The 26,318-nt window shown below is 39.5% G+C and carries 24 protein-coding genes, 1 pseudogene and 1 riboswitch; of the genes and pseudogenes, 13 read left to right on the forward strand and 12 right to left on the reverse strand.

Annotated elements, in window-relative coordinates:
- Positions 1-51: 51 nt before the first annotated feature.
- Positions 52-1,413, reverse strand: a complete 1,362-nt coding sequence (locus ACE2AL_RS09575) for a hypothetical protein (protein ID WP_375084276.1) — start codon at positions 1,411-1,413, stop codon at positions 52-54.
- Between the two features lie 29 nt (positions 1,414-1,442).
- Positions 1,443-2,615: a transcriptional regulator gene (locus ACE2AL_RS09580; protein ID WP_375084277.1), complete on the reverse strand. Its 1,173-nt coding sequence runs from the start codon at positions 2,613-2,615 to the stop codon at positions 1,443-1,445.
- A 93-nt stretch (positions 2,616-2,708) separates the two neighbouring features.
- Between ACE2AL_RS09580 and ACE2AL_RS09585 the strand changes: the two genes are divergently transcribed.
- The 7 genes and pseudogenes from ACE2AL_RS09585 (at position 2,709) to ACE2AL_RS09615 (ending at position 10,731) form a co-directional block, all read left to right on the forward strand.
- A complete protein-coding gene (locus ACE2AL_RS09585) occupies positions 2,709-2,960 on the forward strand; it encodes an AlpA family transcriptional regulator (RefSeq protein ID WP_195569291.1) in 252 nt (83 codons plus the stop codon).
- Positions 2,945-3,169 (forward strand): annotated as a pseudogene (locus tag ACE2AL_RS09590) (AAA family ATPase); the annotation flags it as partial. The gene ACE2AL_RS09585 and the pseudogene ACE2AL_RS09590, both read left to right, overlap by 16 nt.
- Before the next feature lie 345 nt (positions 3,170-3,514).
- A complete protein-coding gene (locus ACE2AL_RS09595) occupies positions 3,515-4,459 on the forward strand; it encodes a retron St85 family RNA-directed DNA polymerase (RefSeq protein WP_375084278.1) in 945 nt (314 codons plus the stop codon).
- Positions 4,452-6,092, forward strand: a complete 1,641-nt coding sequence (gene ptuA / locus ACE2AL_RS09600) for a retron Ec78 anti-phage system effector ATPase PtuA (RefSeq protein ID WP_210782888.1) — start codon at positions 4,452-4,454, stop codon at positions 6,090-6,092. The genes ACE2AL_RS09595 and ptuA overlap by 8 nt, the downstream gene beginning before the upstream one ends.
- A gap of 5 nt (positions 6,093-6,097) precedes the next feature.
- Positions 6,098-6,769 carry a retron Ec78 anti-phage system effector HNH endonuclease PtuB gene (gene ptuB, locus ACE2AL_RS09605; protein ID WP_375084279.1) on the forward strand — a complete coding sequence of 224 codons (672 nt, stop codon included), beginning with the start codon at positions 6,098-6,100 and terminating at the stop codon, positions 6,767-6,769.
- Positions 6,770-7,501: 732 nt separating this feature from the next.
- Positions 7,502-8,782: a DUF262 domain-containing protein gene (locus ACE2AL_RS09610; protein ID WP_375084280.1), complete on the forward strand. Its 1,281-nt coding sequence runs from the start codon at positions 7,502-7,504 to the stop codon at positions 8,780-8,782.
- Positions 8,779-10,731 carry a DUF262 domain-containing protein gene (locus ACE2AL_RS09615; RefSeq protein ID WP_375084281.1) on the forward strand — a complete coding sequence of 651 codons (1,953 nt, stop codon included), beginning with the start codon at positions 8,779-8,781 and terminating at the stop codon, positions 10,729-10,731. Before ACE2AL_RS09610 ends, ACE2AL_RS09615 begins: the two co-directional genes overlap by 4 nt.
- 275 nt (positions 10,732-11,006) lie before the next feature.
- Here ACE2AL_RS09615 and ACE2AL_RS09620 read toward each other — a convergent pair whose 3' ends face one another.
- Positions 11,007-11,888 carry a LysR family transcriptional regulator gene (locus tag ACE2AL_RS09620; protein ID WP_206086191.1) on the reverse strand — a complete coding sequence of 294 codons (882 nt, stop codon included), beginning with the start codon at positions 11,886-11,888 and terminating at the stop codon, positions 11,007-11,009.
- 115 nt (positions 11,889-12,003) lie between these two features.
- Between ACE2AL_RS09620 and ACE2AL_RS09625 the strand changes: the two genes are divergently transcribed.
- From ACE2AL_RS09625 to ACE2AL_RS09635, 3 genes are all read left to right on the forward strand, one after another.
- Positions 12,004-12,987 (forward strand): aldo/keto reductase, encoded by a 984-nt coding sequence (locus tag ACE2AL_RS09625; RefSeq protein ID WP_272539396.1) that lies wholly within the window; start codon positions 12,004-12,006, stop codon positions 12,985-12,987.
- 222 nt (positions 12,988-13,209) lie between these two features.
- Positions 13,210-14,466, forward strand: a complete 1,257-nt coding sequence (gene alr, locus ACE2AL_RS09630; protein WP_375084282.1) for an alanine racemase — start codon at positions 13,210-13,212, stop codon at positions 14,464-14,466.
- 217 nt (positions 14,467-14,683) lie between these two features.
- Positions 14,684-15,421: a phosphatase gene (locus ACE2AL_RS09635; RefSeq protein WP_349415090.1), complete on the forward strand. Its 738-nt coding sequence runs from the start codon at positions 14,684-14,686 to the stop codon at positions 15,419-15,421.
- Positions 15,422-15,485: 64 nt separating this feature from the next.
- On the opposite strand, the gene ACE2AL_RS09640 is transcribed toward ACE2AL_RS09635, so the two are convergent.
- A complete protein-coding gene (locus ACE2AL_RS09640) occupies positions 15,486-15,956 on the reverse strand; it encodes a GNAT family N-acetyltransferase (protein ID WP_272539393.1) in 471 nt (156 codons plus the stop codon).
- Between the two features lie 398 nt (positions 15,957-16,354).
- On the opposite strand from ACE2AL_RS09640, the gene ACE2AL_RS09645 reads away from it, so the two are divergent.
- The 3 genes from ACE2AL_RS09645 (at position 16,355) to rlmA (ending at position 17,763) form a co-directional block, all read left to right on the forward strand.
- Complete coding sequence (locus ACE2AL_RS09645; RefSeq protein ID WP_206086186.1) at positions 16,355-16,561, forward strand: acid-shock protein; 207 nt, start codon at positions 16,355-16,357, stop codon at positions 16,559-16,561.
- Positions 16,562-16,631: 70 nt separating this feature from the next.
- A complete protein-coding gene (locus tag ACE2AL_RS09650; protein ID WP_206086185.1) occupies positions 16,632-16,832 on the forward strand; it encodes an acid-shock protein in 201 nt (66 codons plus the stop codon).
- A 106-nt stretch (positions 16,833-16,938) separates the two neighbouring features.
- The gene (gene rlmA / locus ACE2AL_RS09655) at positions 16,939-17,763 is read left to right on the forward strand and encodes a 23S rRNA (guanine(745)-N(1))-methyltransferase (RefSeq protein ID WP_272539444.1); all 825 of its coding nucleotides are present in this window, start codon (positions 16,939-16,941) and stop codon (positions 17,761-17,763) included.
- Positions 17,764-17,807: 44 nt separating this feature from the next.
- On the opposite strand, the gene mntP is transcribed toward rlmA, so the two are convergent.
- The 8 genes from mntP to pabB form a co-directional block, all read right to left on the reverse strand.
- Positions 17,808-18,389 (reverse strand): manganese efflux pump MntP, encoded by a 582-nt coding sequence (gene mntP, locus ACE2AL_RS09660; protein WP_272539392.1) that lies wholly within the window; start codon positions 18,387-18,389, stop codon positions 17,808-17,810.
- A riboswitch (yybP-ykoY riboswitch) is annotated at positions 18,390-18,576 on the reverse strand. It abuts the gene before it with no gap.
- 151 nt (positions 18,577-18,727) lie between these two features.
- Positions 18,728-19,186 (reverse strand): DUF986 family protein, encoded by a 459-nt coding sequence (locus ACE2AL_RS09665; RefSeq protein WP_272539391.1) that lies wholly within the window; start codon positions 19,184-19,186, stop codon positions 18,728-18,730.
- 89 nt (positions 19,187-19,275) lie between these two features.
- The gene (locus tag ACE2AL_RS09670; RefSeq protein WP_206086182.1) at positions 19,276-20,127 is read right to left on the reverse strand and encodes a PTS mannose transporter subunit IID; all 852 of its coding nucleotides are present in this window, start codon (positions 20,125-20,127) and stop codon (positions 19,276-19,278) included.
- 13 nt (positions 20,128-20,140) lie between these two features.
- A complete protein-coding gene (locus tag ACE2AL_RS09675) occupies positions 20,141-20,941 on the reverse strand; it encodes a PTS mannose/fructose/sorbose transporter subunit IIC (RefSeq protein WP_206086181.1) in 801 nt (266 codons plus the stop codon).
- An 82-nt stretch (positions 20,942-21,023) separates the two neighbouring features.
- Positions 21,024-21,989, reverse strand: coding sequence for a PTS mannose transporter subunit IIAB (gene manX / locus ACE2AL_RS09680; protein ID WP_272539390.1), 966 nt, complete (start codon positions 21,987-21,989; stop codon positions 21,024-21,026).
- A gap of 656 nt (positions 21,990-22,645) precedes the next feature.
- A complete protein-coding gene (locus ACE2AL_RS09685; RefSeq protein WP_349415091.1) occupies positions 22,646-24,010 on the reverse strand; it encodes an L-serine ammonia-lyase in 1,365 nt (454 codons plus the stop codon).
- 278 nt (positions 24,011-24,288) lie between these two features.
- Positions 24,289-24,849, reverse strand: a complete 561-nt coding sequence (locus ACE2AL_RS09690; RefSeq protein WP_272539388.1) for a CoA pyrophosphatase — start codon at positions 24,847-24,849, stop codon at positions 24,289-24,291.
- Positions 24,833-26,212 carry an aminodeoxychorismate synthase component 1 gene (gene pabB / locus ACE2AL_RS09695; RefSeq protein WP_375084283.1) on the reverse strand — a complete coding sequence of 460 codons (1,380 nt, stop codon included), beginning with the start codon at positions 26,210-26,212 and terminating at the stop codon, positions 24,833-24,835. The genes ACE2AL_RS09690 and pabB overlap by 17 nt, the downstream gene beginning before the upstream one ends.
- Positions 26,213-26,318 lie beyond the last annotated feature (106 nt).

Raw genomic sequence — 26,318 nt, forward strand, 5'->3', positions numbered from 1 at the left:
TCTTGATTATATACATGTTTTATATGTATATAATCAGCGGTACACTTATTATTAGCATAAATCTCTTGAGCTAATGAGATCTTCAAGCTTGTTTGCTTTAAAGTTATGGAAATCAAGGTCATAAAATAAATCACGGAAATTGGTATGATATTTATGGCCACTAGAGTTAATCAATTTAAATGTAGTAAAGATACACTGAGCCACATTATCATCAATTGGTAAATCTAATAATAAGCTTAATGCATGAGAATTTAAGTAAACAAATTTTTCCATGTCAATCTTGGATTTTAGGTAAAATTTGTAAAATTCAATACAGTTAGATATTTTTATCTTTTTAGATAACACTAACTCATTAAGCCCTCCAAATACAATAGATGAATTTAAGCCTGATAATGAATGTGGTTGTTCGAATTGTTTTGATGAAAGAAAAGTTTTAGTAGCATATTCACCAGGATTTAGAAATGCATGTACTTGAATCCAATCACTTTCAAATGATTTTATTCCTAGATAATTTGCAATTACTTTGGCTATGAAAATACGTAAAAAATATAATGGGTAAATGTCATTAGATATTAATGGAAAAAATGGCTGTACTGGATAAATAGCTTTACTATAATAAACTCTTCTTCCATGGGCTACAGAATTTCTAGATTCAATTAAATTTTTAATCCAGTAAGATGTACGTTCATCAAAAAGTTCGTATTTTTTTAATAAATAGGTTATTTTAGAGTATACTGAAATATCCTTATCTAATATAGATGAGATCAATTTTGTTTTTAGGGTGACTTCATTCTCTATTGTTGAGGAAGGTAATGAAAGAATAATATCATTATATTTTCTAAGAAACTCTTCAGTTAAAATTTTAGAATCATTTTTTATTTCACTAGATGATGTATTTCCAAGTAATTCAAGGACATGAAAGTATGATAATGTGGCTTCATCATTAAAAATAAGATTTTCCTCTGTTTCTTTTTCTAAATATCTAGCTTTACGCCAACGATCTAACAAAGAAAAAATAAATTCTTTTTCATGTGTCGTTGAGTCTATGATTTTATTCATTAACTCACTTAAAGTTTGAGTGTGATCAGTGTTTTCTTTAATATAAATAGCATCTAAATTCAGGTTTGGAGGACTATCAATTATTTTTTTATGAGAAGAGTGACCAAATACATCTAGGGGTTCATCAATTAAGAATGATATTATTCCTAGGATACTTAAATATTTAGCTCGTACAAGAATAGTTGAGTCAGTAATAGATTGATAGTTTTTTAGTTGACATAGTATAGAGATTTTAAATGTAGTAGACTCAGCATCATTTTCAGTTGTAACAGAGCAGTTATCTATAGAAAAGGATAATTGCGCTACATTTTTTACTGGGACATTGACGTTGTATTCTACAAGACAATTTTTCATTAATTACTCCAATAAATTGAGTATAAAATTTATTCAGACTCTATATCTAGAGAGCCTTCTAACAAAAAATCCTTACACACAGACTGCATGGCCTTAGATACCGCTTGGTGTGATAATTTTTTACCGCTCAGTGAGCTGATTATTTCAGCTATCTCTCGTTGATTAAAACCTTTCTTGCGTAAAACTAACATGCGTTTTTTATTATCTGATAAACGTGAATTGACCATTTCCCTGGCAATATTGCGTATCTTATCTATGTCATCAGGCCCTAAAGAAACTCCTGCATTTGTCATATTATCAACAATACTAATTATTTCCTCACATGTTTTTTCATCAACGGTAATTGATTCAGAAAATGTATTTTGGATATGCTCAAAACATGTAAGTGATTGAGCGTAATCTATTGTTTTATCGCTAAGATAATAATAAAAATATTCATCAATGAGGTTATCACCTGACATAGCGTTTAAACGCTCTGGTTTAGCTATTTGGCGACATAATCTTAAAACTTCCAATTCAAATTGTTTAGAAGAGCGCATTGCTTGTTTATAGGCTGGGTTCCAAGAGCCATCTTGTAATTGTGGCTTATGGTGAGAGCAATATTTATGGCTAAAATCTGGCACTTTCTTTACTCCATATTTTTCTTCAGTATCTTCAATAAAACCATCATTATTCCAATTGGTAATAAATGAAGAAAACTCAGTTGGGTTGCCACAAAGGTGACATAATCCTTTGCCTCTTTCAGTATTAAAGTAGATATTAGGTGCGAGCCTTGACCTTTTTGGGCGTTTTCCTTTGCAGTGGGAAAATAAGCTTTTTAATGTTTCTTGAGTAGCTATAAATAATTTATCTGGCTCTGTATACGTAGAATGTTCAACAAAAGGCCTAAGATAATCGCCAATACAATCAGAGCAGTAACGAAAACCTCTCATTTTGATTAAATCGCTGTAAGTTAGCTTAGCTGACGCTATTGGACTATATTGTAGATAGTTGTCTGGAAGACGATTCAAGTATTCAGATACAGCTGGGTCAACTAATTCTTTGATTAGTCTGGCTATATTATGGCTTTTGGAAACTTGAGAATATGAATGCCATTGTTCCCTAAACATCGTAATGGCAGCCGCTACGGATTTATCACAGCCAGCCCATATTGGAATGTAGAACTTACCTAATCGTTTTTGGATATCAAATTCTAGTTCCATTTAATAAATTCAACTTTTTTGTCCAATGGATATGATTAATGTACTAGCAAAGCCTGACATTATCTAGCAAATAATGTTTAGGAGGAGCAAGTAATGAGCATATCAGTGAAAAATAAAACGCTGATCAACCGTAAGACATTGTTGAAAATGATCCCATTATCAGACCGAACCATCTACAACCTGGAGCAACGAGGGGAGTTTCCTCGTCGTATTGTGCTGACAAGTCGGAGCGTTGCCTGGGATTTGGCTGAAGTTGAAAACTGGATAGAAGAAAGACGCAGATCATTGTTAAAAGCGGCTAGACCAGGAGATTTATGCAGGGAGTTATCATGGCGATTGAAATAATGTTTGCATTTACAAACGAACCACCTTCATTTGACTATGTTTTACCTAATATGGTCGCTGGGACTGTAGGGGCAATAGTTGCTCCAGGAGGTGTAGGAAAGTCTATGCTGGCTTTGCAATTAGCTGTTCAGATCGCGGGTGGGCCTGATTTATTAGGTATGGGGGAGCTAATGACAGGTCATGTTGCGTATTTACCTGCTGAAGATCCAAGGTTAGTTGCTCTCAAGGAAAAGTCTTCTCAACAATAGTAGTGAGCATACTTTCCGGCGTGGGGAAGGTGATTCTTCGATTGTGGCACATAATGAAGGTTAGAACGACTCCAACATTAAATTGAATAAGCTCATACACTTATTGTATAATGTAAGAGCTCTTTAGCTTAGGACGAATTCGTCTAGTCGGGTGTTTAGCCAGACTCTAATTTATTGAACGGTTTTATGGTTGCGATAGGTTCGCAACCTGATCTCCTCACCCGTTCGTCAATCAGGTTGCGAACCTATCGCTTCCTCTAGTAAAGAGTTGAGCCCAGCCCAAGAGTGCTGCTCTTGGGCTTCTTTATGGGGTTAGATATGATATTGATAGAAAAATTAGCATTAATGTTGCAAAAGAGTGAAGGCGAAGTCACTAGTTTTCTTCAGAATGCGCCTAAAAGGTATAAAGTCTATACTATTCCAAAGCGTACTTTAGGGCATCGCGTTATAGCTCAACCATCTAAAGAGTTGAAAGAATATCAGCGTAAATTTTTAGAAATTCAACAGTTTCCTATCCATGCTTCAGCGATGGCTTATAGGAAAGGTATGAGTATCAAACAAAATGCAGTTGCTCATAAAAATAATTCTTACCTACTTAAGCTGGATCTTGAAAATTTTTTCAATTCCATTTCAAATAAAATATTTTGGGAAGTTTGGGAGTCAATACTTCCTTTACCCTCAAACCAAGATAAGCAAACTTTAGAAAACTTACTTTTCTGGTGTCCAAGTAAAAAAACTGGAGGTGCATTAGTTCTTAGTATAGGAGCACCAAGTTCTCCACTTGTGTCTAATTTCTTTATGTACCAATTTGATTGCGCTGTTAGCAATTTATGCATTGAAAAAGAAATTGTTTATACTCGGTATGCTGATGACATGACCTTCTCGACCAAGCATAAGGATTCTCTCTTTGTCGTTCCTAAGCTCATAAAAGATAAGTTGGCTGAATTATTTGGAGGAGCGATAAGAATTAATAGGAAGAAAACTAGGTTCTCATCTAAAGCTCATAATAGGCATGTAACAGGTATAACCATTACTAATGATGGAGTTCTCTCTCTAGGAAGAGAACGAAAAAGATATATCAAACATTTAGTGCACCAAGTTCAACTAAATATACTTGATACTGATGACAGGCAACATCTTAGAGGACTTATTGCTTTTGCTAAGCATGTCGAGCCCATGTTTATTCAATCATTGAAACGAAAATATACCTCTGAGTTAATTACTCAAATTATTGAGGAGTCAAATGACTAAGTTACGTAAAAATAGAAGTAGGTCTGTTAAACACCTAGTTCAAAGCTCAGATAAAGGTAATTTTCAATCTTCGTATCAGTTGTTTAGAAATTACTCTGAAGGTAAGAATGTGGCGCATAAAAATGAGGACTTAGCTTATCAATATTTAAATAAAGTAGAATCCGCGCTTCTTGAAAAGAAACTTACTTTATCTTCAGTGCACCTGACTGATTTTAGAAGATTTACAGACCTTGATATTTCATTCGATGACAAAGTTACTGTACTTATAGGCGCTAATGGCGCAGGTAAAACGAGTGTTGTAGAAGCTATTGCGAAGACATTTTCATGGTTGAATAATAATCTGGAAAAAACAGACGTAGTTGGTAGACCAATTACAGAGAGTGATATTCATGTTGGCTCTAAAGAGTTCAGTGAAGTCATGACTCAATTTAAATTTGATAATCAGAATACCTTTGATGTGAGCTTAGGTAGTACTGTTTTGGGATATGAGGGTAGTTCTCCTACAGATGTGGTTGCTATAAGGCAAGTTGCCGATATGTATAAAAGTATAGCCAAAAATCCATCAATACATATTCCCCTTTTAGTATTCTATTCAGTTGAACGTTCAGACTTTTCCTTATCTTCAACGATCACAGAAACAGCGTCAGGAGATAGTGCTAGTAATAGATTTTCTGACCTTAAGACCGCGTTGGATGGAAGCGGAAAACTAGAGGACTTTTCTAAGCTTTATATTGAGCTCGTAAATAGAGCAAAAGGTGAAGATAATAAGGAAGTTCAAGATCTGAAGGTTCAGATCTCAACGCTGCAGGCTACTATTGATGATGTGTACGCTGGCCAAGTACCTCCAGAAAATGATGTATTCAATGCTAAGCTAAATGCTAAAAAACAGGAATTAGAAAATTTAATAAAAACTAAATCCTCAGCAAAATATCAAAGACATTTAGATTTAGTCAATCGAGCAATAGAGGTACTTGTTCCAGATGTGAAGAATCTCGAGGTCGATCGTAGTTCAGGAAGAGCCAGACTAATGGTTGATAACTTTGGAAATAGAGTGAATATTGCCCAGTTATCACAAGGTCAAAAAATGTTAGTAGCTCTTTCTGGAGACCTGGCAAGGCGTTTAGTTAAGTTAAATCCTGACTCTAGTACCCCTTTACATGGGCATGGAATTGTAGTTATTGATGAAATTGAATTACACCTTCATCCAAAGTGGCAACAAGAGATCCTAATAGGTTTTCAAAAAATGTTCCCTAACCTACAGTTCATCGTGACCACTCATAGCCCTCAAGTGCTTTCTACTGTAGATAAAGATTGTATTCGTATACTTCGATTTGATAATAATGGAGTTGCTTTTATAGACAAACCAATATTTCAGACCAAAGGTGTGTGTAGCTCTGATGTCCTAGAACAGATTATGGGAACATTTTCTGTACCTCCAGTGTGCGAAGCAAATTGGATTTCTGACTATTCAAGTTTGATAGCAGAGAAACTTTGGCAGTCGGAGGATGGTATAAAATTATTTGATAAAATAGTTAATCATTTCGGCACTGAACATCCTGAGGTTATGAAAATTAAAGGAGACATTAGAACTCAAGAGTTCAAATTAAAGGCCAGAGCACTTAAAGGAAATTGATTCTGATGAAAAAATTAGTTCGTGGTTCATCTCCTTTGTGTTTAGCTCAATTCAGGCATGGCCAAGACAATTGGTCTGTTATTTCTAGCAATGGTTTAACTAGCGATATTTGGGAAAAACTCAACATCATGCAGCATGGCTTTTGTGCATATTGTGAGTGTCAGTTACATGAAGATAATACCAAAAGACATATTGAACATTTTATTCAAAAGGGCCGCGACCCAAGTATGACATTTAATTGGAATAATTTATTTGGTTCATGTAACAATCCGAATCGTTGTGGGAAGTTTAAAGATGAGGATTTAAAAGCTAAAAATATAGATTTAGCTAAGGTATGTAAACCAGATGAAATGGACCCTAGTGAATTAATGCTGTTTCTTAATACTGGAAAAATTAGAGCTAGAACTTCCTTAACATCAGAACAAAAAGAAATTGCTGACAACACTATTGTTATTTTCAATCTTGATGGTGACAGTACACTCGAAAACGCTAGAAAAGCTGCTATTGCGGGAGAAAAGAGTTTGGCAGATACTTATTGGAAGATGCTAGCTGATGATGAGAACGGCGAGCTAATTGAACTTTTAGAATCGGAGTTATCTGAAGCATTAAAAAGAATTAAAACAGTTCAGCATTCAACGGCATTGGAACATTTGTGGATGCATAATGAACAGTTTTAATTGATTGATAAGCCATAACCTGAATAGTTGTGAAGGATTGTATTAAAAATAATTTAAAAGTATCTCTAAGGTTTCTTGTGGATAGCTCACTTTTTGATGAGATACTATAAAGAATATAGTGACAAGTTGAATAGAGTAATGGGTGACATTTTTTTACCCCTGAAGATAAGTAAGAGCTTCATCGTGATATGGCTGAATTCTCTGCCTGGGCAAACCTTAAAACGTCGGCGAGCAACAAAAATCAAAAAATTCTGTGTATGGTATTAATGATGGTATCGATAGTGATTACCATTCTAACTATCTGTTATATAGATTTATTTCCTTATCATTGATACTAGAGTGGGAGTGAGGCTATTATTTAGCCTATTGTTTTATTTGATTTAGTGAGTGCCATTGATGATATTGACTGCATTATCAATGGCATTTTTTATGGTTTAAGGCCGACGCTGAATCGAAGATATAGCAAATACCATGTGACCGTATCAGCAAATGCCATGGTATCGACAACCGGGTGCATTGCAGCGCTGTGCTGATGCCATCGATGCTCGCTTTGATCAGAACCGCTCTCTCGACCCATGCCCCAGATCGTTAAATATGCGCCAGAGGAGCACCTCGTGATAGAAATTGTGAACAAGACAGCCGCCGCTCGGAATCGAAGTATCCATATAGGTGAATAAAGTTTGCGGAAAATACGCTGAGAAAATAGAAAAGCGTCAATGAAGGGACATAGCAATGGCGATTAACGGAGAGAACGGTGTTAGTGCAGTCACCGTGGATAAACTACTCAAGCAAGGCCTTCGGATACCGAACTATCAACGCCCATACAGTTGGGAGGTATCGACTGCTCTACAACTGGTGGATGATATCAGCGAAGCTCTTCGAGATACCGAACGAAAAGATATTCCCTATGTTTTGGGTGCAATCATTCTTCACGATGATGGTGAGTATCTCAATGTAGTCGACGGGCAGCAGCGCCTGCTGACTTTGCGAATGATTCTTGCGGCCTTAGATCCGATAAATCATCAAATTTCGATGTCTGGTAACAGCGAAACCCCTGTCTCCCTAGTTTGGATAGAGCTTCAAAGGCGCCTGTCGCAGTTGGAAGATAAAAAAGAGTTTTTGGATTTTATCTGTCACAAATGTCAGTTGGTGCGTATTGTGACGGACGATATTGATGAGGCATTTCGTGTCTTTGATTCCCAGAACTATCGCGGCAAACCGCTTGCCCCTCACGACTTGCTCAAAGCACACCACCTGCGCGAAATGCACGATGAGTCCGCTGCTATGAAAGTGGCTGTCGTTGAGGCTTGGGAAGCCGTAAACGATGAGGATCTGGACAGGCTTTTTTCTACTTTTTTATACCGGATATCCAAGTGGTCACGAGGCGAAAGCTCGCTCGAATTTACTATTCGGGACATCGGCATGTTCAAGGGCATTTCATCACGATCCCACAGGTCATTTTCGCCAAATCTACGATATCACCTTGCAGCACAAGCCGCTATGCCACTTCTAAGTGCATGGTCGGTATCCTCTGCACATGATGCACGAAATGCCGGGCGCAGCCGCTTTCAGCTTGATGCCCCGATAATCGCAGGACGCTCATTTTTCGAGATGGTGACATTCATGCTTGACGAATTGAAGATACTGGAACAAGAGGTTATTGACAGAGGTTTCAAAAACTTTGGCCCATCTCAAAGTCGCTACCGCTACGTGTACGAATTGTTCATTGCCGCGCTGCTTTGCTATACAAACAAGTTTGGCGATGAAGATGTAGATGAAGTGCGAAATAGGTTATTCGCATGGGCATATGCCTTGCGGGTCGAGTTACTTCGTGTGCAATTTGTATCTGCTGACAACCGAGCGCGAGGTAAAAACGATGCAAATAAATCGCCTTTTGTTTTGCTACGTAACGCGATGACTGGAAGTGTTGTCCGCAAACTTCCAATAGCAAGTAAGCCATACAGCGATAACCACGAAAAGGAACTCGTTGCTTTTATCAAGGGGCTGCAATGAGCAAGAAGGAGTTGAAACCTGAACTGTTAACAGTAGGCAAGCTATTCACTGACAATTATCTGATTCCTATTTATCAACGGAACTATGCTTGGCGGGCCGAACAGATTGAGCAACTTATTAGCGATATTCAAGACTCGGTGGTAGGGGGCCAGGACAACTATTTTCTTGGGAACCTTGTTGTAATCAAGCGGGGTAGAGAGGATGAGTTCGAGGTCATAGATGGACAACAACGACTTACAACCCTCTATCTGCTTCTGACCTTCCTGGAGCAAGACGGTGAGGGTGAGAGGCCGTCGGTTGGCCATGCAGGCCACTTGCAATATGAGTCGCGCGCACGGGCAACTGAGGCCCTGCTGCGAGTAGCACAGGAGGCGGCTAAGGAGCACGTTCGACCGCAGGGCTCCACGAGTAATGCAGATGCTGGCATTCATGAAGGCTACAGCATCATCAATCAGTTCTTCAAACAAAATGAAAACCTTAATCGCTCACGCGAAAAATTCTCCGATTTCTTGCTAACGAAGGTGACTGTCGTCCGTGCCTCGCTGCCACCCAATACCGACCTCAATCGCTACTTCGAGATCATGAACACTCGTGGGCAGCAACTCAAGCAGGTTGATATTGTTAAGGCTCGCCTGATGAGCAAACTGCCCAATCAATATGAACGCGAATGCTTCGCGTGGGTTTGGGATTCCTGTGCTGACATGGATTCTTATGTCCAGATGTCTCTGACCCGTGGTGACACAAGTTTGCGAAACAAAGTATTTGGTGATGAATGGTCCTGGCTGGAGGTGACCAGCTTCGCTTCGCTAATGGAAAGTCGTCCGCAATCCGGCATCAATTCATCAAGGCAATCCTCCGAAGGGGTATCGTTGTCCTTGGATGAGGCGTTGTCAAAATACGCTAAAGAGCTCGAGTCAAATTCCACTGAAGACGAGGGCAACGAGCGGTTTCGTTCGACTATTGAGTTTCCGGCCTTTCTGCTACACGTTCTAAGAATTATGAAAGGCGATGAGGTCGAAGACGAAGGCCTGCTTGACGACAAGCGCCTCATCAAGTCATTTGACGACGCCGTAAATAATGTACCCGATGCTAAAGCCGATTGGGTGCGTAGTTTTGCATTTATGCTTCTCAAGTGCCGCAACCTCTTCGATGGCTTCATCTTGAAGCGTCAATTCACGGCAAACATCGGTGACGATGGCGATTGGTCTCTCCAGCGACTGAAAAAAGGAGGCGGGGACAAGAAGCCAACCCCGACGTACATCCATGTTTTCTCGGCCAGCAATGGAAGCTTAGAGGAGGACGGGAGTGCTGACCCACATACCCGAGATGTATTGCTGCTTCAGTCCATGCTTCGGATTACCTACACTTCTCCGCGAACGATGCACTGGATTACCAAAGTTCTTCGCTGGCTCTCCATTAAAGCCCCTCGAGACGTGAAACATGCGGATCTTGCCGATTTGTTGAAGGGATATGCCCGCAGCAAGGTTAAAGAGACATTCTCCTTTGAGAAAGATCAGCAACCACAAGGGTTTGGTATCAGCCGTATCGTCTTTTCGTATCTCGACTATCTTCTGTTGAGTGACTCCTCAAAACGAGATTTCAAATTTCAGTTCAGAACTTCCATTGAGCACTTCTATCCACAGCATCCTGACAAAGAACAGTCGGGCGCGGTTGTTTCAGGTTCTAGCCTTAACCTGCTTGGCAACCTCGCGCTCGTAAGCGTCAGCGCGAACTCAAAATTCAGCAATAGCCTCCCCAGAGCGAAGGCCGAAAACTTCAAGGATACAATTGAACTTCAAAGTCCCAAGCTCAAGAGAATGGCGGAAATCACCCGAAATACAAACTGGGACGATCAGCAGATAACAACACATCATGAAGCTATGGTGACATTGCTTCGTGATGATGTAAGTCTGGTGGAGGCAAGCGGAAGATCCAACCCAGGGCGTTGACTTCTTTGAATAACCGCTTTTGGACGAATATCCTTTGTGGTGTGCAAGTTGTCAGTCTAAAAGCGTTTTGCGTCGGGCGACACGATCAGTACAGTCTCCAAGTTTTCTTACCATGGTATTTTGTATGGTATCGACATGCAGAGATAATGCTATTTTATTGATTTTATAGTGTTTTAAGACAGCATTAATCATCGAGTGGGAATAATCCCGCAATAAGAATCAGCTGGCACTGACTAGTAAAATAACGACTTAAGCCCATGTAAAAATGGGCTTTTTTATGACATCAATTTTTCTTGATTATCAGAAACTAATGCAGTCAAAAAATCCGCCACAACACGTACTCGTCGTGAATGGGCGAGGTCAGAATGAATGGCTAACCAAATTGATTGGTCGCAGCCAATATCATCCTGTAGGCAAATTAAACCCATTTTTCTTGCAATAAAATGCGGTAAAACCGCAAGTCCGAGACCAGTTTTTACAGCACTAAATTGAGCTGACATTGTGGTCGTAGTCAACCGGCAAGGTCTTCCTCTGAGCGTTCTTTCTAGCCACTGCGCGGAATTAAGGTGCTGTTGTGTTTCAGACCAACCTATAAAATCATCATGTTCTAAGGTGTTAGGCCTATCTGGGTTTTGCCTGCGTTGTAAATAGCTTTCTGAGGCATAAAGACCGAAGCCAAGGATACCTAATTTGCGGATCCGCAAATTTCCACTCTCAGGTCTAACCATACGTAGAGCGATATCGGCATCTCGTCTATGCAAATTCACGGTTGAAACGCTTGTGACAATTTCGAGGGTTAGATTAGGGTTAACGTCAGTTAGCGATGGTAGAGCAGGGATAATAAGGTGGTCAGCTAAGCCTTGTGCGGTTGCTAAGCAAACATGCCCCATAACGCTTTCACTCTTTTTGTGCGCAGCATAGCTAAACGCGAAGCCTGCTTGCTCTAAAGCCTCTGCCTGTGAAATTAACGCACTTCCTTCATCCGTAAGCTTATAACCAAGCTGATCGCGGGTGAATAATCGAACGCCTAATGCTTCTTCGAGTCGTTCTAAGCGCCGTGATGTCGTTGCAATACCCAGTTTTAATACCTTGGATGCAGCACTTAGTGTGCCTTCTCGTGCAATAGCTAAAAATATTTTGGCATCATCCCAGTTCATCTATTTTTTCTCATCCATTTTCCATTTTTGGAAAATTGATTGTTAATATTGCTCATATGAATCGTTATTTTAGGAAAATATACTGAAATACGCTAAATAAACCAAGGGGCAGATGATGAATAAACGTATTTTAGGAAATGGGCTCGAAGTTTCGGCAATTGGGCTAGGTTGCATGGGAATGAGTGAGTTCTATGGACCTCAAGATGACCAAGCGGCGATGGATGTACTACATAAGGCGGCTGAACTTGGTTGCACAATGCTAGATACTGCCGATACATATGGCAATTTTCATAACGAAGAATTGATTGGGGATTTTCTTAAACAGACGGATGTAGATATCAAGGTTGCAACAAAGTGTGGCATCGTACGCCGCTCAGGGGAATATGAGCGTAGAATCGATAATAGTGCCCAATATATTCGCAGTGCTTGTGAAAGTTCACTACGCCGATTAGGTGTCGATTGTATTGATTTGTATTATATTCATCGCTTAGATCCAAAGGCATCAATAGAAACGACAATGGAAACATTGGCTGAATTGGTTGCTGAGGGGAAAATAGCCCATATAGGGTTATCAGAAGTGAGCGCGGCTACGCTTAAACAGGCTCATGCTGTGTTTCCCGTTAGCGCAGTCCAAACAGAATATTCCCTTTGGACGCGTGATGTTGAAGCTGAAATTTTGCCAACTTGCAAAGAACTGGGTATTGGTTTTGTGCCGTATTCCCCTTTAGGGCGTGGTTTCTTAACGGGTCGTTTTAATGATCAGAGTTCGTTTGAAAGTGGCGATTTTCGAAAGGGATTACCACGTTTTACATCTGAAAACCTCAAAGCTAACAGCACATTATCTGATTTTATTATTCAGATGGCGGAGCAAAAATCATGTTCACCTGCACAGATTTCACTGGCGTGGTTACTGGCTCAAGGAGATAACATTGTGCCAATACCGGGGACTAATAAAGTAAAACATCTTGAAGACAACTTTGGCGCAGTTGATATTTGTTTAACCTCAGAGGATTTACATCAAATTAAACAAGTCCTTGAGCATTTTCAACCAGTGGGATCCCGATATTCTGTTGAGGGTATGAAGGGGATTAATGCCTAAATAGGGATTAATCAGGGAATAACAGTGTTTAGGCATCTGATATTTAATGGATGCCTTTATATTATCAATACGAAATGATCCTGCAAGATAATTTGGTTTTTTATGCAGTTAAAGTGAATTATTACTTGTTCAATTTCCTTAAATTGCTATCATCCAAAGAAGTTATACATTTCATGTATATTTCTATATCCCACAATCATCAAAATAATGAGTTGGGGTAACATGACAACAGCTAAGGAAAATCTTGTGGCATTTCGTTTAAAATATCTGGCATTACTCCCTCTTTTTGTTGCAGCAACCGCTTGTCAGCAGCCTACTAATCCAAATAACACGTCTATTGCAATGCCAGCTGCGCATGTGCAGCCTGTTGTTGTAAATAATTCATGGATTGAAATTTCACAAAGTGCATTGGATTTTAATATCAAAAAAGTTCAAGCGTTATTAGGGGATAAATCCGCCATGTGCGCCGTTCTCAAAGGGGATGCTTATGGCCATGATTTATCATTAGTGACGCCAGTGATGATTGCCAATAATGTGCAATGTATTGGCGTGACTAATAACCAAGAATTAAAAACCGTGAGAGACCTTGGTTTCAAAGGCCGTTTAATGCGCGTTAGAAGCGCAACTGAAAAAGAAATGGAGCAAGCAACACAGTATCAAACGGAAGAGTTGGTCGGTAATTTAGAAATGGCGCAGCGCTTAAATGCTATTGCGAAACAGCAAAATAAAGTCATCCCCATCCATCTTGCGTTAAACTCTGCAGGTATGTCGCGTAACGGGTTAGAGGTGAGTACGCCCTCGGGCCTTAATGAAGCGAAGCTAATTTCACAATTACCAAATTTAAAAATTGTCGGCATTATGTCCCATTACCCAGAAGAAGATGAGGCACAAATTCGTAAAGATCTCGCTAAATTTAATAAAGAATCTCAGCAAGTATTGAATATAACGGGGTTAAAACGCGAAGATGTCACACTGCATGTTGCGAATACTTATGCAACAATTACTGTACCTGAATCATGGTTAGATATGGTGCGTGTTGGTGGTATTTTTTATGGTGATACCGTTGCAACCAACGACTACAAACGTGTGATGACATTGAAATCAAACATTGCTTCAGTAAATCATTATCCGAAAGGCAATACGGTTGGATATGACCGTACCTTTACACTGAAACGTGATTCTATTTTAGCGAATATTCCTGTTGGTTATGCAGATGGTTATCGTCGTGTATTTAGTAATACAGGGCATGTGCTTATCAATGGCCAGAAAGTACCCGTATTAGGAAAAACTTCAATGAATACTGTGATGGTAGATGTGACTGATATAAAACAAGTCCGCCCAGGTGATGAAGTGGTTTTCTTTGGTAAACAAGGTAATGAAGAAGTTACGGCTGAAGAAGTTGAAGACATCAGCGGTGCACTATTTACAGAAATGTCCATCCTTTGGGGGGCTACCAATAAACGCGTCTTAGTGGATTAAATTAATTTTTTATTCAACATATTTTAACCCGCATTGATTGCGGGTTTTTTATCCTAAAAATAATTTCGGATTATATGCAATATATTACAATGTGTTGATAAAGTGCTGTTTAAGTGAATGACTATCGAAACCTTTACGTTGATATGTTAGCTTGGTTGAACCTTTTCTGAGCGGATAGACTCAGAAGGCGAATAGTAGAATGAGAAGGATATTATTTATGTATCAAGTTGATTTACACGCCCATACCATTGCCAGCACCCACGCATACAGTACCGTTAATGAATATTTTGCTGAGGCGGCGAGCCGTGGTGTAAAGCTATTTGCAATCACCGATCATGGCCCTGAAATGCAGGATGCACCGCACGAATGGCATTTTGGTAATATGCCCATTTTACCGCGGATTGTTGATGGCGTTGGCTTACTGTATGGCATTGAGGCCAATATTAAAAATAAGCTAGGTGAAACAGACTGTAATGAAAAAATTGCTCGCCACTTAGACATTATTTTAGCAGGTTTTCATGAACCTGTTCTTGAACCACAAAGTCTTGCAGATAATACCGAAGCAATGATTGCCACTATTCGCAGTGGAAAAGTACACATTATTACACATCCCGGTAATCCCAAATATCCTATTGATATCAAAGCCGTTGCCCAAGCAGCTAAAGAGTGTAATGTTGCGCTAGAAATGAATAATTCATCTTTTTTGCACTCGAGAGCGGGCAGTCAACAAAATTGTCTCGAGATTGCAAAAGCAGTGAAAGAAACAGGGGGGTGGGTTGCGTTGGGTTCTGATTCCCATTTTGCAGGCTATTTAGGGCGTTTTGATCGCGTAGTGGAAATGTTGGAATCGATTGATTTCCCTCAATCACAAATTTTAAATGTGACTCCCCGTCGAGTGTTGGATTTTCTTGAATCCCATGGACGTAAGCCAATCCCTGAATTTGCAGATTTTTAGTGAACTAATCAGATAACTTGCAATGAATAAAGCCGTTAACACGCTAACGGCTTTTTCTTTTATCTTATAACTCTATTTTCATTCGTATACAGGCTAAATTAACCTGAGCGAGTGCAGAATAATAATTATCATGGCAAATAGACGTAAAACCGTGTTTTTGGTAAAAACGCTCTGCATTCGGTGATGAGTCTAAGGTTAGGGTTTTTATTTTTCGTTTTTTCGCTTCGGCCTTTATTGCATCCAATATTAAGCCTGCTGCACCATATCCCATATACTCTGGCAGCGTGAATATCGCATCAATACTATTTGATTCTAAATTTAAAAAGCCAGTTGATACAGCGTCATCGTGTTCATTTACAGCAACAAAAAAGGGATTGTTCTCAACCATTTTTATGTAGCTTAGTGGCATTTCATCAGGTGTCCAATTGTAAATCGTTTGTGTTTCATAGCTTGTTTTACAGCCATGGCGAATGGCTTGATTACGAATAAACCATAACCGTTTGGCTTCTTTTGGTGTTGCTAATCGAATTTGCATTTTTTTACCTAAATAATGTCATTGCACATCATTTGATTAAAACCAAAAACAAAGGGGGAAAGCAAGTTATAAAGTATTAACAGTTAAAATTAAGCTAAAAAATAAAAAAAGAGGACAACAAATTAATTGATTTTAAATGGATTATTTAAATAAAAAAATTGAAATCAAATAAGAGATTTTTTTAATTGATTGTTTTTATTTGTATTTTTTATTTTAAATAATGGTGAGCAGCTAAAAATAAAGTAAATAAACAATCAACAAACTGAAAATATTTATTTACCAAAATAACCTATAAAAAATTTATAAATCTTTAAATTTGTCCTATTGTGGGGGAATGTTCATTTGTGATTTATTAGTGTTGCAAGAACATCCTTGCTTTAAAATTCTAAGGTACAAAAATGAAAACGTTATTAGCAATTGCAACGGTTATGTCTATTGCTGTTTCTGGTGCCGCACTGGCGAATACGAATACGGCAGTAAAAACTGAGCCTGTTACTCATGCTGCTAAAGTTCAGCATACTGCGAAAACCCACCATGCTAATAAATTAAAAGCCGAGAAAAAAGAGGATAAAAGTAAAACTGAAGAAACCAGCAAAGCAATATAGAACCAATAAGCTGTGACAAATATCTTTGTATTTTAACGTAAGTCCTAGATCAAATTTAAAGGTAGAAAAAATGAAAAAATTAGTCGCAATCGCAACTGGATTATCATTTGCTATTTCTGGTGCAGCATTAGCAAACACAACCGTCAAATCTGAGCCTGTTTCACCTATTGCGCAATCACATCAAGTGGCTAAATCGTCTCATTTGAACGCGAAAGCTGAGAAGCAAGTTGTTAAAGAAAAGCGTGCTGAAAAAAGCAAATCAGCGAAATAATCAGTTATAAAATTCGCTAACGTCACGGTGCCATGGGATATTTTCCATGGCGCTGCATCGTTGCTTATATGGTATACTGGCTATTATTTTGCGATCAGTGACCTTTATGAATTATCAATGCCCACTTTGTTTTACGCCTCTCTTACAAACTCACAATAGTTATCGTTGCGAAGCCAATCACCAATTTGATTGTGCTAAAGAAGGGTATGTTAATTTACTACCTGTGCAACATAAGCGCTCGAAAGATCCAGGTGATAGCACAGAAATGATGCAAGCGCGGCGTCAATTCCTTGATGCAGGGCATTATCAGCCAATGCGAGATCAAGTGGCTAAAAAATTGGTCCAATATTTACCTTCAAGCCATTTATCGGTATTGGATATCGGCTGTGGTGAAGGGTATTACACTGACTATTTTGGGCAAATACTGCAAAATAAATTTGGGAGCACCCAAGTTTTTGGGTTGGATGTATCAAAGGTAGCAATTCGTTATGCGGCCAAACGCTATAAATTAGTTAATTTCTGTGTAGGCACTAGCCACCGTTTACCTTTTCCTGAGTCAAGCTTAGGAGCGGTTGTCCGTATTTATGCGCCTTGTAAAGCGGAAGAATTAAGTCGAGTATTAATCGATAATGGTATTTTAGTCACTGTCACGCCAGCAGCGGAACATCTGCAAGAATTAAAAGCCCTTATCTACGATGAAGTTAAATTGCACCCCGCTAAAGACGAAAATTTGCCGAATTTTAAATTACTGGATGAGAGCCAATTAAATTATAAAATGGTGCTGACTGGCAGCGAAGCTTATGAACTGTTAGCGATGACACCATTTGCGTGGCGAGCATCTGAAGAAGTGAAGCAACATCTGAAGCAAGCGAAAGTGAAAGATTATACAGCAGACTTTTTAATTCGAGTGTATCAATACCAAGCGGACTAATGTTGGTAAAGCCCCCTAAGAGAAGTGTAGGGGGCAATAAATTATTATGGTGCGTACATAAATAATTCGAGGTGTTCAAATAAGATATTGAACCCGATCCCAATTAACACTAACCCGCCGACAATCTCTGCTTTTTTTCCTAATAATGGACCTACATAACGGCCAATCATCATACCGATAGTTGCCATAATCATGGTCATTAAGCCAATGGTCATCGCAGTGTGGACAATATCTACCTGCAAGAAAGCTAAGCCTAAGCCGATTGCCATGGCATCTAAGCTCGTTGCAATCGCTGAAAAAATAAGGCTAGTAGAGCTGTGGCTTGAAGGTTTTGAACAGCATTCTTCATCTTTTGTTTTAAGACTCTGCCAAATCATGCGAGCACCTAAAACAAATAATAACGCGAATGCAATCCAGTGATCCCAGCGGATAACGTACTGGCTAGCAAGAATACCAATTCCCCAACCAATGATAGGAGTGATAGCTTCTATGAAGCCAAAAATGAAACCAGTACGGAGGATCTCTCTAAAACGGGGTTTATGCAGGACGGCACCTTTGCAAATAGCAACTGCAAATGCGTCCATTGATAGCGCGAGGGCTAAGACAAGGGTAGCGTAAAAACTCATAACATAACCTCGGTTGGGTGTTTCCATATACACATAAACTACCCCCAACCTAAGGTGTATTTATGTGTCTATGGTCTTGCCAACCAGATTATGGTGTCCGCACCACGTTTGAAATCAAACGAGTATGTTGATACGGACTTTCTGGAATATATATATCCAGAACAGGCTACTCCCCAATGACGTGGAAAGAAAGATACCACATTTTATTTTAAAGGCAACACTTAATTAATTGTGGATATTAAACGGTAGTGAGAATTATTATCAATTGAGTTAATGAGAAAAAAAAGGTTAATTATATTTTTAATTAACCTTAGTATTCTTATGAATATATATAATGATTACTTATGATTTATGAGGAATTCATAAATTCTTTGTAAATCATCAAGATGTGAAACTTGAATGTGAATTTTCTTTTGCTCTAAACCTATTATAAGAATACCATCTTCAGATAAGTTCATTGCTTTTATTCTATCGTAGGAAATAAAGGTATTGGCAAAATAAAAACCAGTTTGTTTAAAGAATAGCTTAGGTGTTCTAATAAACGCCAAGTAGACTGACATAAATATAGTAATCATTAATAAATAAGTGGTTAATAAATTACCATGTCGAACAATATTTGTATAAATTACAATACAGATTAAGACAATAAAAATAATGGCATCAACGCGATGTTTTCGTTTTAAGTTAATTTTTAATAGCGTTTTCCCTTTTAGCAAATGCTGAATAAATTCATCATAAATAGCATATACAAGCATGATCAAAATGATAATGGCGAGAATAACATCATTTAAAGTCATTGGTGCGCCCTTGACTAAGTAAACATATGGCAAAGCTTAAAATTAAAAAAGGGAGGCCGCAACCTCCCGAGTAAAATATTATGAGAAAATTATGGCGCCAAGAATTTCAGCCAAGCACCTAAAATACCCAAACCGAAGAAGCCAATAATAATCCACAGCGCATTGACTTTACGGCGTAATAACCACATACACCCAAATGTAAGCAGAAGAGGGACTAAGCCTGGCATTAATTGGTCAAGGATCATCTGGACGGTTGTAATATCTTCAACACCCGTGGTTTGGTTTTTAATGCGCGAAACCTCGAGCGGGATATTCACATGGGTCCATTTGTTCACAAGGGCCCCCATAACGAATAAACCGAGTATCGATGCTCCCTCCGTCAGTTTTTGCAGGAAGCCACCACCCATATCTTGAACGATATCAATCCCTTTCTTATATCCGTATGCAACACCATAGTAACGAGTTAATAAACGAACTAGGTTAAATAAAACGAAGAATAGGACAGGGCCAAGTAAGCTACCTGTCATCGCGATACCCGCACCTAATGCCGCGAATACAGGGCGTACAGTTCCCCAGAATATAGGGTCACCAACACCCGCTAAAGGCCCCATCAAACCAACTTTGATACCGTTTATTGCACCATCATCAATATCAGCACCATTGGCACGTTGCTCTTCCATCGCCATGGTCACACCAAGAACAGGAGCAGCAACATATGGGTGGGTATTAAAGAACTCAAGGTGACGTTTAATCGCTTGTTTTCTATCGTCATTATTTTCTGGATAAAGACGACGGATAACGGGCACCATTGAGAAACAAAAACCAAGGGCTTGCATCCGTTCAAAGTTCCAAGAACCTTGGAATAAGTTGGAACGCAGGAACACGCCGCGAATATCGCTCTGTGTCAGTTTCTTCTCTGTAGACTGAGTTGTATCAACCATGTTTGTGCTCCTCCTAGTCTAATTCGTTATCAAGGTTATTGTTGCTATTGCCTTGTGTGACAACAACTTGCGATTTGTTATATTTTGGACTGAGCTGGATATACAGAACAGCCATAACCACACCGATAACCCCAAGGGCAACAAGGTTGAAGTTTGTAAATGCGGCAGTGACAAAGCCTAAATAGAAGAATGGCATTAAGTAGCCAGCACGCATCATATTGATAACCATTGCATAACCGACCACGACGATCATACCACCTGCAATGTTCAAACCGCTGGTCACAACTTCAGGAATGGAGCTTAATAAGTGTTGAACCTCAGACGTACCAACGGAAACAGCAACAATCAGCGCAGGGATTGCAACACGCATCGCTTGCAGCACTAATGCGCTGACGTGGATAATGCTTAGTGATGTTAGGTTGCCACTGATTGCAGCGCGGTCAGCCGCGTGCTGGAAAGCAACGGTGATAGTACGAACGATGATAGTTAATACTTGTCCCGCAGCGGCCAGTGGAATTGCTAAGGCAATACCTGCACCAATGCTTTGACCACCTGCGATAACTAAGATAGTTGAGATGATGGAGGCTAAAGCCGCATCAGGGGCAACAGCCGCACCGATATTCATCCAACCTAACGCGATCATCTCTAGCGTACCACCGATGATGATACCCGTTTTCATGTCTCCCAGAACGATACCGATAAGCGTACAGGCAACGAGAGGGCGGTGAAACTGGAATTCATCGAGAATTGACCCCATACCAGCGATACATGCTACGATGAAAACCAGTACTATTTGAACAACGGTAAGTTCCATTGTTTAATCTCCTGTAACCAACAAGTTTTAAAATCTGTTTGAGTAATGGTTTAAAAAGCAAAATTAAAAGTTTGATAACACATTATTTTTTGAGCTTATTGATTAAGTCCATCATGAAGACTTTACTGTCAGATGAAACTTTACGAACTTCTAACTCAATATTTTTGTCATTCAAATAATTAAAGGCATCAATGTCAGTTTGGTTGATAGAAACGGCATTGGTTACCATGGTTTTACCTTCATGATAGGCCATACCACCAATATTGACGGATTTAACTTCTACGCCTTCCTCAACAATACGTTTTACGTCAGTCGGGTTAGTAAATAATAACATTACACGCTCACCCGCATATTTCGGGTTGTTATAGACGCGGACACATTTTGCAACGTCAACAACGTGAGCAGTGACACCTGGAGGCGCAACTTGTTTTAACAGTGTTGAACGGACTTGGTCTTTGGCGACTTCATCACTAACGACGATAATACGTTTGACTTGGGTCTCTTTTGTCCAGCGCGTTGCAACTTGGCCATGAATTAAACGGTCATCGACGCGAGCAAGGGCGATCACCATATGTTCGCCAGGTCCCGCTTTTCTGGCAGGAGCCGGAGGTGGGGTACTTGCAGCAGCAGGTGCAGGTTGTGCTTCAACTTCTTTAAATTTGAATGAACGAACTCCGCCACGACCTGTTTCTAATGCAACAGTGATAAGCTCATCCAAAGATGGGTCATCATCGCGGCACATGAAGGTTTCAACCAGCATTGGGACATTCACACCTGTGATAATATCGTAATTATCATCTTCATTCACAATACGGCTAGCAGCGTTGAATGGGCTACCTCCCCAAGTATCGACAAGGAATAGCACCCCTTTTGAGGTATCTAAATCCGTTAACTTTTGAGTGTACTTTTCAAACAGGGTGTCTGCGTTTTCCCCAGGGATAAAGTCAATAAACGAGACATTGTCTTGCTCGCCAATTAACATTTCGGTGGTTCGGAGAAGCTGCTCAGCGGCGACTCCGTGGGTACCAATCATAATAGCTATACTCACTATTTTTCCCTCATTGATAGATAAAAACGAAATATTATCTGTAGATAAATCGGACACTAAAGTTAGACTCCTTTTTATCAATTTCCCCTGTATCATAATATTAGCTGAATAATGACAATTTACTTATGGCGGTCACGAGTCAGCTATTTGAATTATTAGTATGAAGTACATTTGTAGCATATCATTTTGTTTTAACCTAAAAACTTGTTTCGCGTCAGAAAAATAAGAATATACCTAAAAGCACTTAATAATTTGCGATTATTATCTTTTTATTTGTTTTTTGTTATGCATTAGCTCTGAGTAATAATTATTTTTCAGAGTAAATTATTGTTATCGGTAACAAAATGCAAATATAAAAGTGTTTGGTATTGATTTTTTGAGTGAAAAATAGACTGTTTTGTATGATAAATATTAATCAGAGAGAACTAACAAAATTGGTTTTTAGAATAAAATAGTCTTGATTTGAGATTGAACACATAGTCGAAATTGAATGGAATAAGGTGAAAATCGTTGGGCTAATATGGTGAATTGATTAAAAAAATTTGTTGATAATGCGGGGACTTAGTGAATAAAAGTGAATAATATTGTATGGGAGAGGAAGAAAAAACGCCCTTCGAATGAAAAAAAGGGCGCTTTGTAGGAATAAACAGGCTTAATCAGTCACATTGCACTTTGATAGCTAAACCACCGCGAGAGGTTTCACGGTATTTTGCGTTCATGTCCTTGCCTGTTTCATACATGGTTTCAATCACTTTATCCAATGAGACTCGAGGCTCACTGGTTCTACGGATAGCCATTCTTGCTGCATTGACTGCTTTAACGGAGGCTATTGCATTGCGTTCGATGCAAGGGACTTGAACTTGACCTGCAACAGGATCACAAGTAAGACCTAAGTTGTGTTCCATGCCAATTTCAGCGGCGATACACACTTGCTCTGGGCTACCGCCGAGTAATTCTGCTAGGCCAGCAGCGGCCATCGAACAAGCAACACCAACTTCACCTTGGCAACCCACTTCCGCACCTGAAATAGACGCATTCATTTTATAAAGAATACCAATAGCGCCAGACGCTAAGAAATAACGTAGATAAAGTTCAGGTGTAACTGGCTCAATACAGTGGTTGTAGTAAGCCAAAACAGCAGGAACAATCCCACATGCTCCGTTAGTTGGGGCAGTAACGACACGTCCACCCGCCGCATTTTCCTCATTTACTGCGAGGGCATACATATTAATGAGGTCAATGACATTCATTGGGTCATTCGATAACTTGCTTGATGATGTGACCACACGGTTTAATGCAGGCGCACGACGCGGTACGCGTAATGGGCCAGGTAACACACCTTCTGTATTTAAGCCCCGTTCAATACATGCTTGCATGGTATGCCATACATCTGCGAAATAGTCGTCAATCTCTTCTTTTGAGTGAAGGTCGAGTTCATTTTTCATCATCAGGCTGGAAATTGATAAACCTGATTTTTTGCAATTTAGCAACAATTCACTTGCTGAATTAAATGGATAGGATACTGGCTTGCTATCAACCGTTGATTCACCGAAGTGTTCTTCATCAACGATAAAGCCGCCACCAATTGAATAATAGGTTTTAGTATAAATTTCGTCATTTCCTGCAAATGCATGAATAGTCATGCCATTTTCGTGTAGCTCTAGGTTATCCTGACGGAAATTCATGCCACCTTCGCGTGGGAAATCAACTGATTGAGCTCCATTCGCTAAAGGCAGTTTTTCGGTGTCTTCTACCGTTTTGATAAAAGTTGGGATAGATTCAATGTCAACGGTGGCAGGTAAGTTACCTGCCAGCCCCATAATAATGGCGATATCAGTATGGTGCCCTTTACCAGTAAGCGATAATGACCCATAGACGTCAACAGAGATACGGGTGACGTTAGGTAATAGATTCTTGCTCACTAAATCATCGACAAATTCTTTACCAGCTTTCATTGGACCAACGGTATGAGAGCTTGACGGGCCAATGCCCACTTTAAACATGTCGAAAACGCTTATCACGCAGGACTCCTTAAAAAAAGTTGAAAATAGAGTGCTTTATTTTAAAAGGCGCTACTTTACTGTTATTTAGTAGTGTTAACCAGTAAGTTTAAAGTATTTTTTGAAATAAGGTAGTTGCTTAGGAATAATTGATTGTAAATAGCACAATCTGCTTGTGTTTTGCTTTAAATTTATACAGCCACATTAAAAAAATTAGGAATGATAGGGAAGCAGATAAAAGTCAATGTAAAATTTTTGTTTGAAAAATTAATTTTATTCAGTGGTTTATATTGAAAGAGCTAATCTAGTTGCAATGCTAATTGATGAAGAATGGATGCAGTTAAACCCCAAACGAGATGGCCGTTATACCAATAGAAAAAAATTCGATTTTCACGGCCTGAGCGTTTGATATCCACATATTTATGTTGTCGCAATGACAGTGCATCAAAAAGTGGAACTTCAAAGATAGAGGCGACTTCACTAGGGTTTGCTTGATATTGAATATTGGCGGGCAGCAAGCCAACAATGGGGGTGACCTCATAACCACCATAACTTTGCAACGGTGCTAATTGCCCCAGTACCTTCACTTTTTCCGGTGGGATGGCGACTTCTTCAAAAGTTTCGCGCAGCGCAGTATGAATTAATGAGCCATCTTCGGGATCTTTTGCGCCACCTGGAAAGGCTACTTCCCCTGCATGAGAACGTAAAAATGGTGAGCGCTGGGTCAGTAGCAGGGTTGGATTAGGTTTATTAATAATAGGTAATAAAACCGCAGCCGACTTACCCGTCTGGCGCTGTGCCTGACGGGTTGTCGGTAAAGTAAACTGAAAACGGTTGATAAAGTTATTCAGCTCGGTCATCCGAATTTAATGCTCCTAATAGAGGTAGAATAAGGCTCAATTTATCAAAAGTTTCTTGATATTCTTTGTCAGCTTGGCTGTCTGCCACAATACCACCGCCTGCCCAGCAGTAAATCTGCTTTTTATAGGTTAGTAAGGTTCGGATAGTGATATTGGTGTCCATATTGCCACAGAAACTAATATAGCCTATTGCGCCACAATATCCATGCCGTCGATGAGGTTCTAATTCTTCAATAATTTCCATTGCTCGAATTTTTGGTGCGCCTGTAATGGAACCGCTAGGAAAACAAGCTTGTAGTAAGTCGGTGGCTCGATATGGATTATCTAATCTTGCCGTAATTGTGCTCACGAGATGATGAACGGCAGGGAAGGGTTCAACCATAAACAATTCAGGCACTTTAACGGTACCTGGTTTCGCTACGCGTCCGATATCATTACGTAATAAATCAACAATCATTAAGTTCTCAGCGCGATCTTTAGGTGAGTTAGCCAGCTTTTGCGCTTGAGCCAAGTCGTCTTGTTCATCGTCTAAACGCGGAAGTGTGCCTTTAATCGGGCGGGTTTGGATATCGCCATCTTTCAATAAAATAAAGCGCTCAGGGGAAATGCTAATGACGGCATTTTCTGGTAGACGTATAAAGGAAGAGAATGGGGCGCCATTCGTTTCAAGCAAGGCTAGGAAAGCGTTCCATTCATCTCCTTTATATTTTGCTTTAAATCGCTGTGCTAAATTGATTTGATAACAATCACCACTACGCAAATATTCATGAATGCGAGCAATATTTTGCTGATACTCATCCTCGGTCATATTGGATTGCCAGGGGGTGTTGAGCTTAAATTTATTTTTGCGGGGTGCTTTTTGGTTTTGCAACCAAGTTAGGCGAGCTTCAGCATCTTGATGACTAATTAATGTGACGGTTTTATCTTGGTGATCAACAATCAGCGCCCATAAATAGATGCCGACTGCCATATCGGGAAATGTTAATTCAGTTTTCGCGATTTCTGGGATTTTTTCAATACGGCGGCCAAGGTCGTAGCTCCAGATACCCAATGCCCCGCCATTAAATGGCAATGTATTATCCAATATTTGGTTTGCATGGTGCTTATCAAGTTGCGTTTGAAGCAAGGCGAATGGCGATGCTCCAGAAATAATAGGTTCTTGATTCTGTTCGGTAATTGTTGTTTGTGTTTGATAGGTTGTGAGTGTTGCTATTGGATCAGCGACAATAATATCAAAACGATTGTGTGAGTGTTTCGCATTGCCCGAGTGCAATAGCATCGCCCAAGGTTGGTGAGCGAGTGGCGTAAAATAATCGATTGCCGCTGTTGGGCTATATGGTAACTGAATTTTATTAATAATCATGGTGATAAGTTTATTTTTTCGCAAGTGACTCTAACCAGACTAACAGATATTCTTATCTTAATAATCGAAGAGATGTTAAAATCTTAAAGATTAATTTTAGTCTTTT

Source organism: Providencia xihuensis (genome assembly GCF_041953405.1).
Lineage (GTDB): Bacteria > Pseudomonadota > Gammaproteobacteria > Enterobacterales > Enterobacteriaceae > Providencia > Providencia vermicola.

What these genes read in the sequence shown, in the direction of transcription:
- ACE2AL_RS09575 (WP_375084276.1), bottom strand. Translation starts at nt 1,413, where the DNA reads ATGAAAAATTGTCTTGTAGAATACAACGTCAATGTCCCAGTAAAAAAT.
- ACE2AL_RS09580 (WP_375084277.1), bottom strand. Translation starts at nt 2,615, where the DNA reads ATGGAACTAGAATTTGATATCCAAAAACGATTAGGTAAGTTCTACATT.
- ACE2AL_RS09585 (WP_195569291.1), top strand. Translation starts at nt 2,709, where the DNA reads ATGAGCATATCAGTGAAAAATAAAACGCTGATCAACCGTAAGACATTG.
- ACE2AL_RS09595 (WP_375084278.1), top strand. Translation starts at nt 3,515, where the DNA reads ATGGGGTTAGATATGATATTGATAGAAAAATTAGCATTAATGTTGCAA.
- ptuA (WP_210782888.1), top strand. Translation starts at nt 4,452, where the DNA reads ATGACTAAGTTACGTAAAAATAGAAGTAGGTCTGTTAAACACCTAGTT.
- ptuB (WP_375084279.1), top strand. Translation starts at nt 6,098, where the DNA reads ATGAAAAAATTAGTTCGTGGTTCATCTCCTTTGTGTTTAGCTCAATTC.
- ACE2AL_RS09610 (WP_375084280.1), top strand. Translation starts at nt 7,502, where the DNA reads ATGGCGATTAACGGAGAGAACGGTGTTAGTGCAGTCACCGTGGATAAA.
- ACE2AL_RS09615 (WP_375084281.1), top strand. Translation starts at nt 8,779, where the DNA reads ATGAGCAAGAAGGAGTTGAAACCTGAACTGTTAACAGTAGGCAAGCTA.
- ACE2AL_RS09620 (WP_206086191.1), bottom strand. Translation starts at nt 11,888, where the DNA reads ATGAACTGGGATGATGCCAAAATATTTTTAGCTATTGCACGAGAAGGC.
- ACE2AL_RS09625 (WP_272539396.1), top strand. Translation starts at nt 12,004, where the DNA reads ATGAATAAACGTATTTTAGGAAATGGGCTCGAAGTTTCGGCAATTGGG.
- alr (WP_375084282.1), top strand. Translation starts at nt 13,210, where the DNA reads ATGACAACAGCTAAGGAAAATCTTGTGGCATTTCGTTTAAAATATCTG.
- ACE2AL_RS09635 (WP_349415090.1), top strand. Translation starts at nt 14,684, where the DNA reads ATGTATCAAGTTGATTTACACGCCCATACCATTGCCAGCACCCACGCA.
- ACE2AL_RS09640 (WP_272539393.1), bottom strand. Translation starts at nt 15,956, where the DNA reads ATGCAAATTCGATTAGCAACACCAAAAGAAGCCAAACGGTTATGGTTT.
- ACE2AL_RS09645 (WP_206086186.1), top strand. Translation starts at nt 16,355, where the DNA reads ATGAAAACGTTATTAGCAATTGCAACGGTTATGTCTATTGCTGTTTCT.
- ACE2AL_RS09650 (WP_206086185.1), top strand. Translation starts at nt 16,632, where the DNA reads ATGAAAAAATTAGTCGCAATCGCAACTGGATTATCATTTGCTATTTCT.
- rlmA (WP_272539444.1), top strand. Translation starts at nt 16,939, where the DNA reads ATGAATTATCAATGCCCACTTTGTTTTACGCCTCTCTTACAAACTCAC.
- mntP (WP_272539392.1), bottom strand. Translation starts at nt 18,389, where the DNA reads ATGAGTTTTTACGCTACCCTTGTCTTAGCCCTCGCGCTATCAATGGAC.
- ACE2AL_RS09665 (WP_272539391.1), bottom strand. Translation starts at nt 19,186, where the DNA reads ATGACTTTAAATGATGTTATTCTCGCCATTATCATTTTGATCATGCTT.
- ACE2AL_RS09670 (WP_206086182.1), bottom strand. Translation starts at nt 20,127, where the DNA reads ATGGTTGATACAACTCAGTCTACAGAGAAGAAACTGACACAGAGCGAT.
- ACE2AL_RS09675 (WP_206086181.1), bottom strand. Translation starts at nt 20,941, where the DNA reads ATGGAACTTACCGTTGTTCAAATAGTACTGGTTTTCATCGTAGCATGT.
- ACE2AL_RS09690 (WP_272539388.1), bottom strand. Translation starts at nt 24,849, where the DNA reads ATGACCGAGCTGAATAACTTTATCAACCGTTTTCAGTTTACTTTACCG.
- pabB (WP_375084283.1), bottom strand. Translation starts at nt 26,212, where the DNA reads ATGATTATTAATAAAATTCAGTTACCATATAGCCCAACAGCGGCAATC.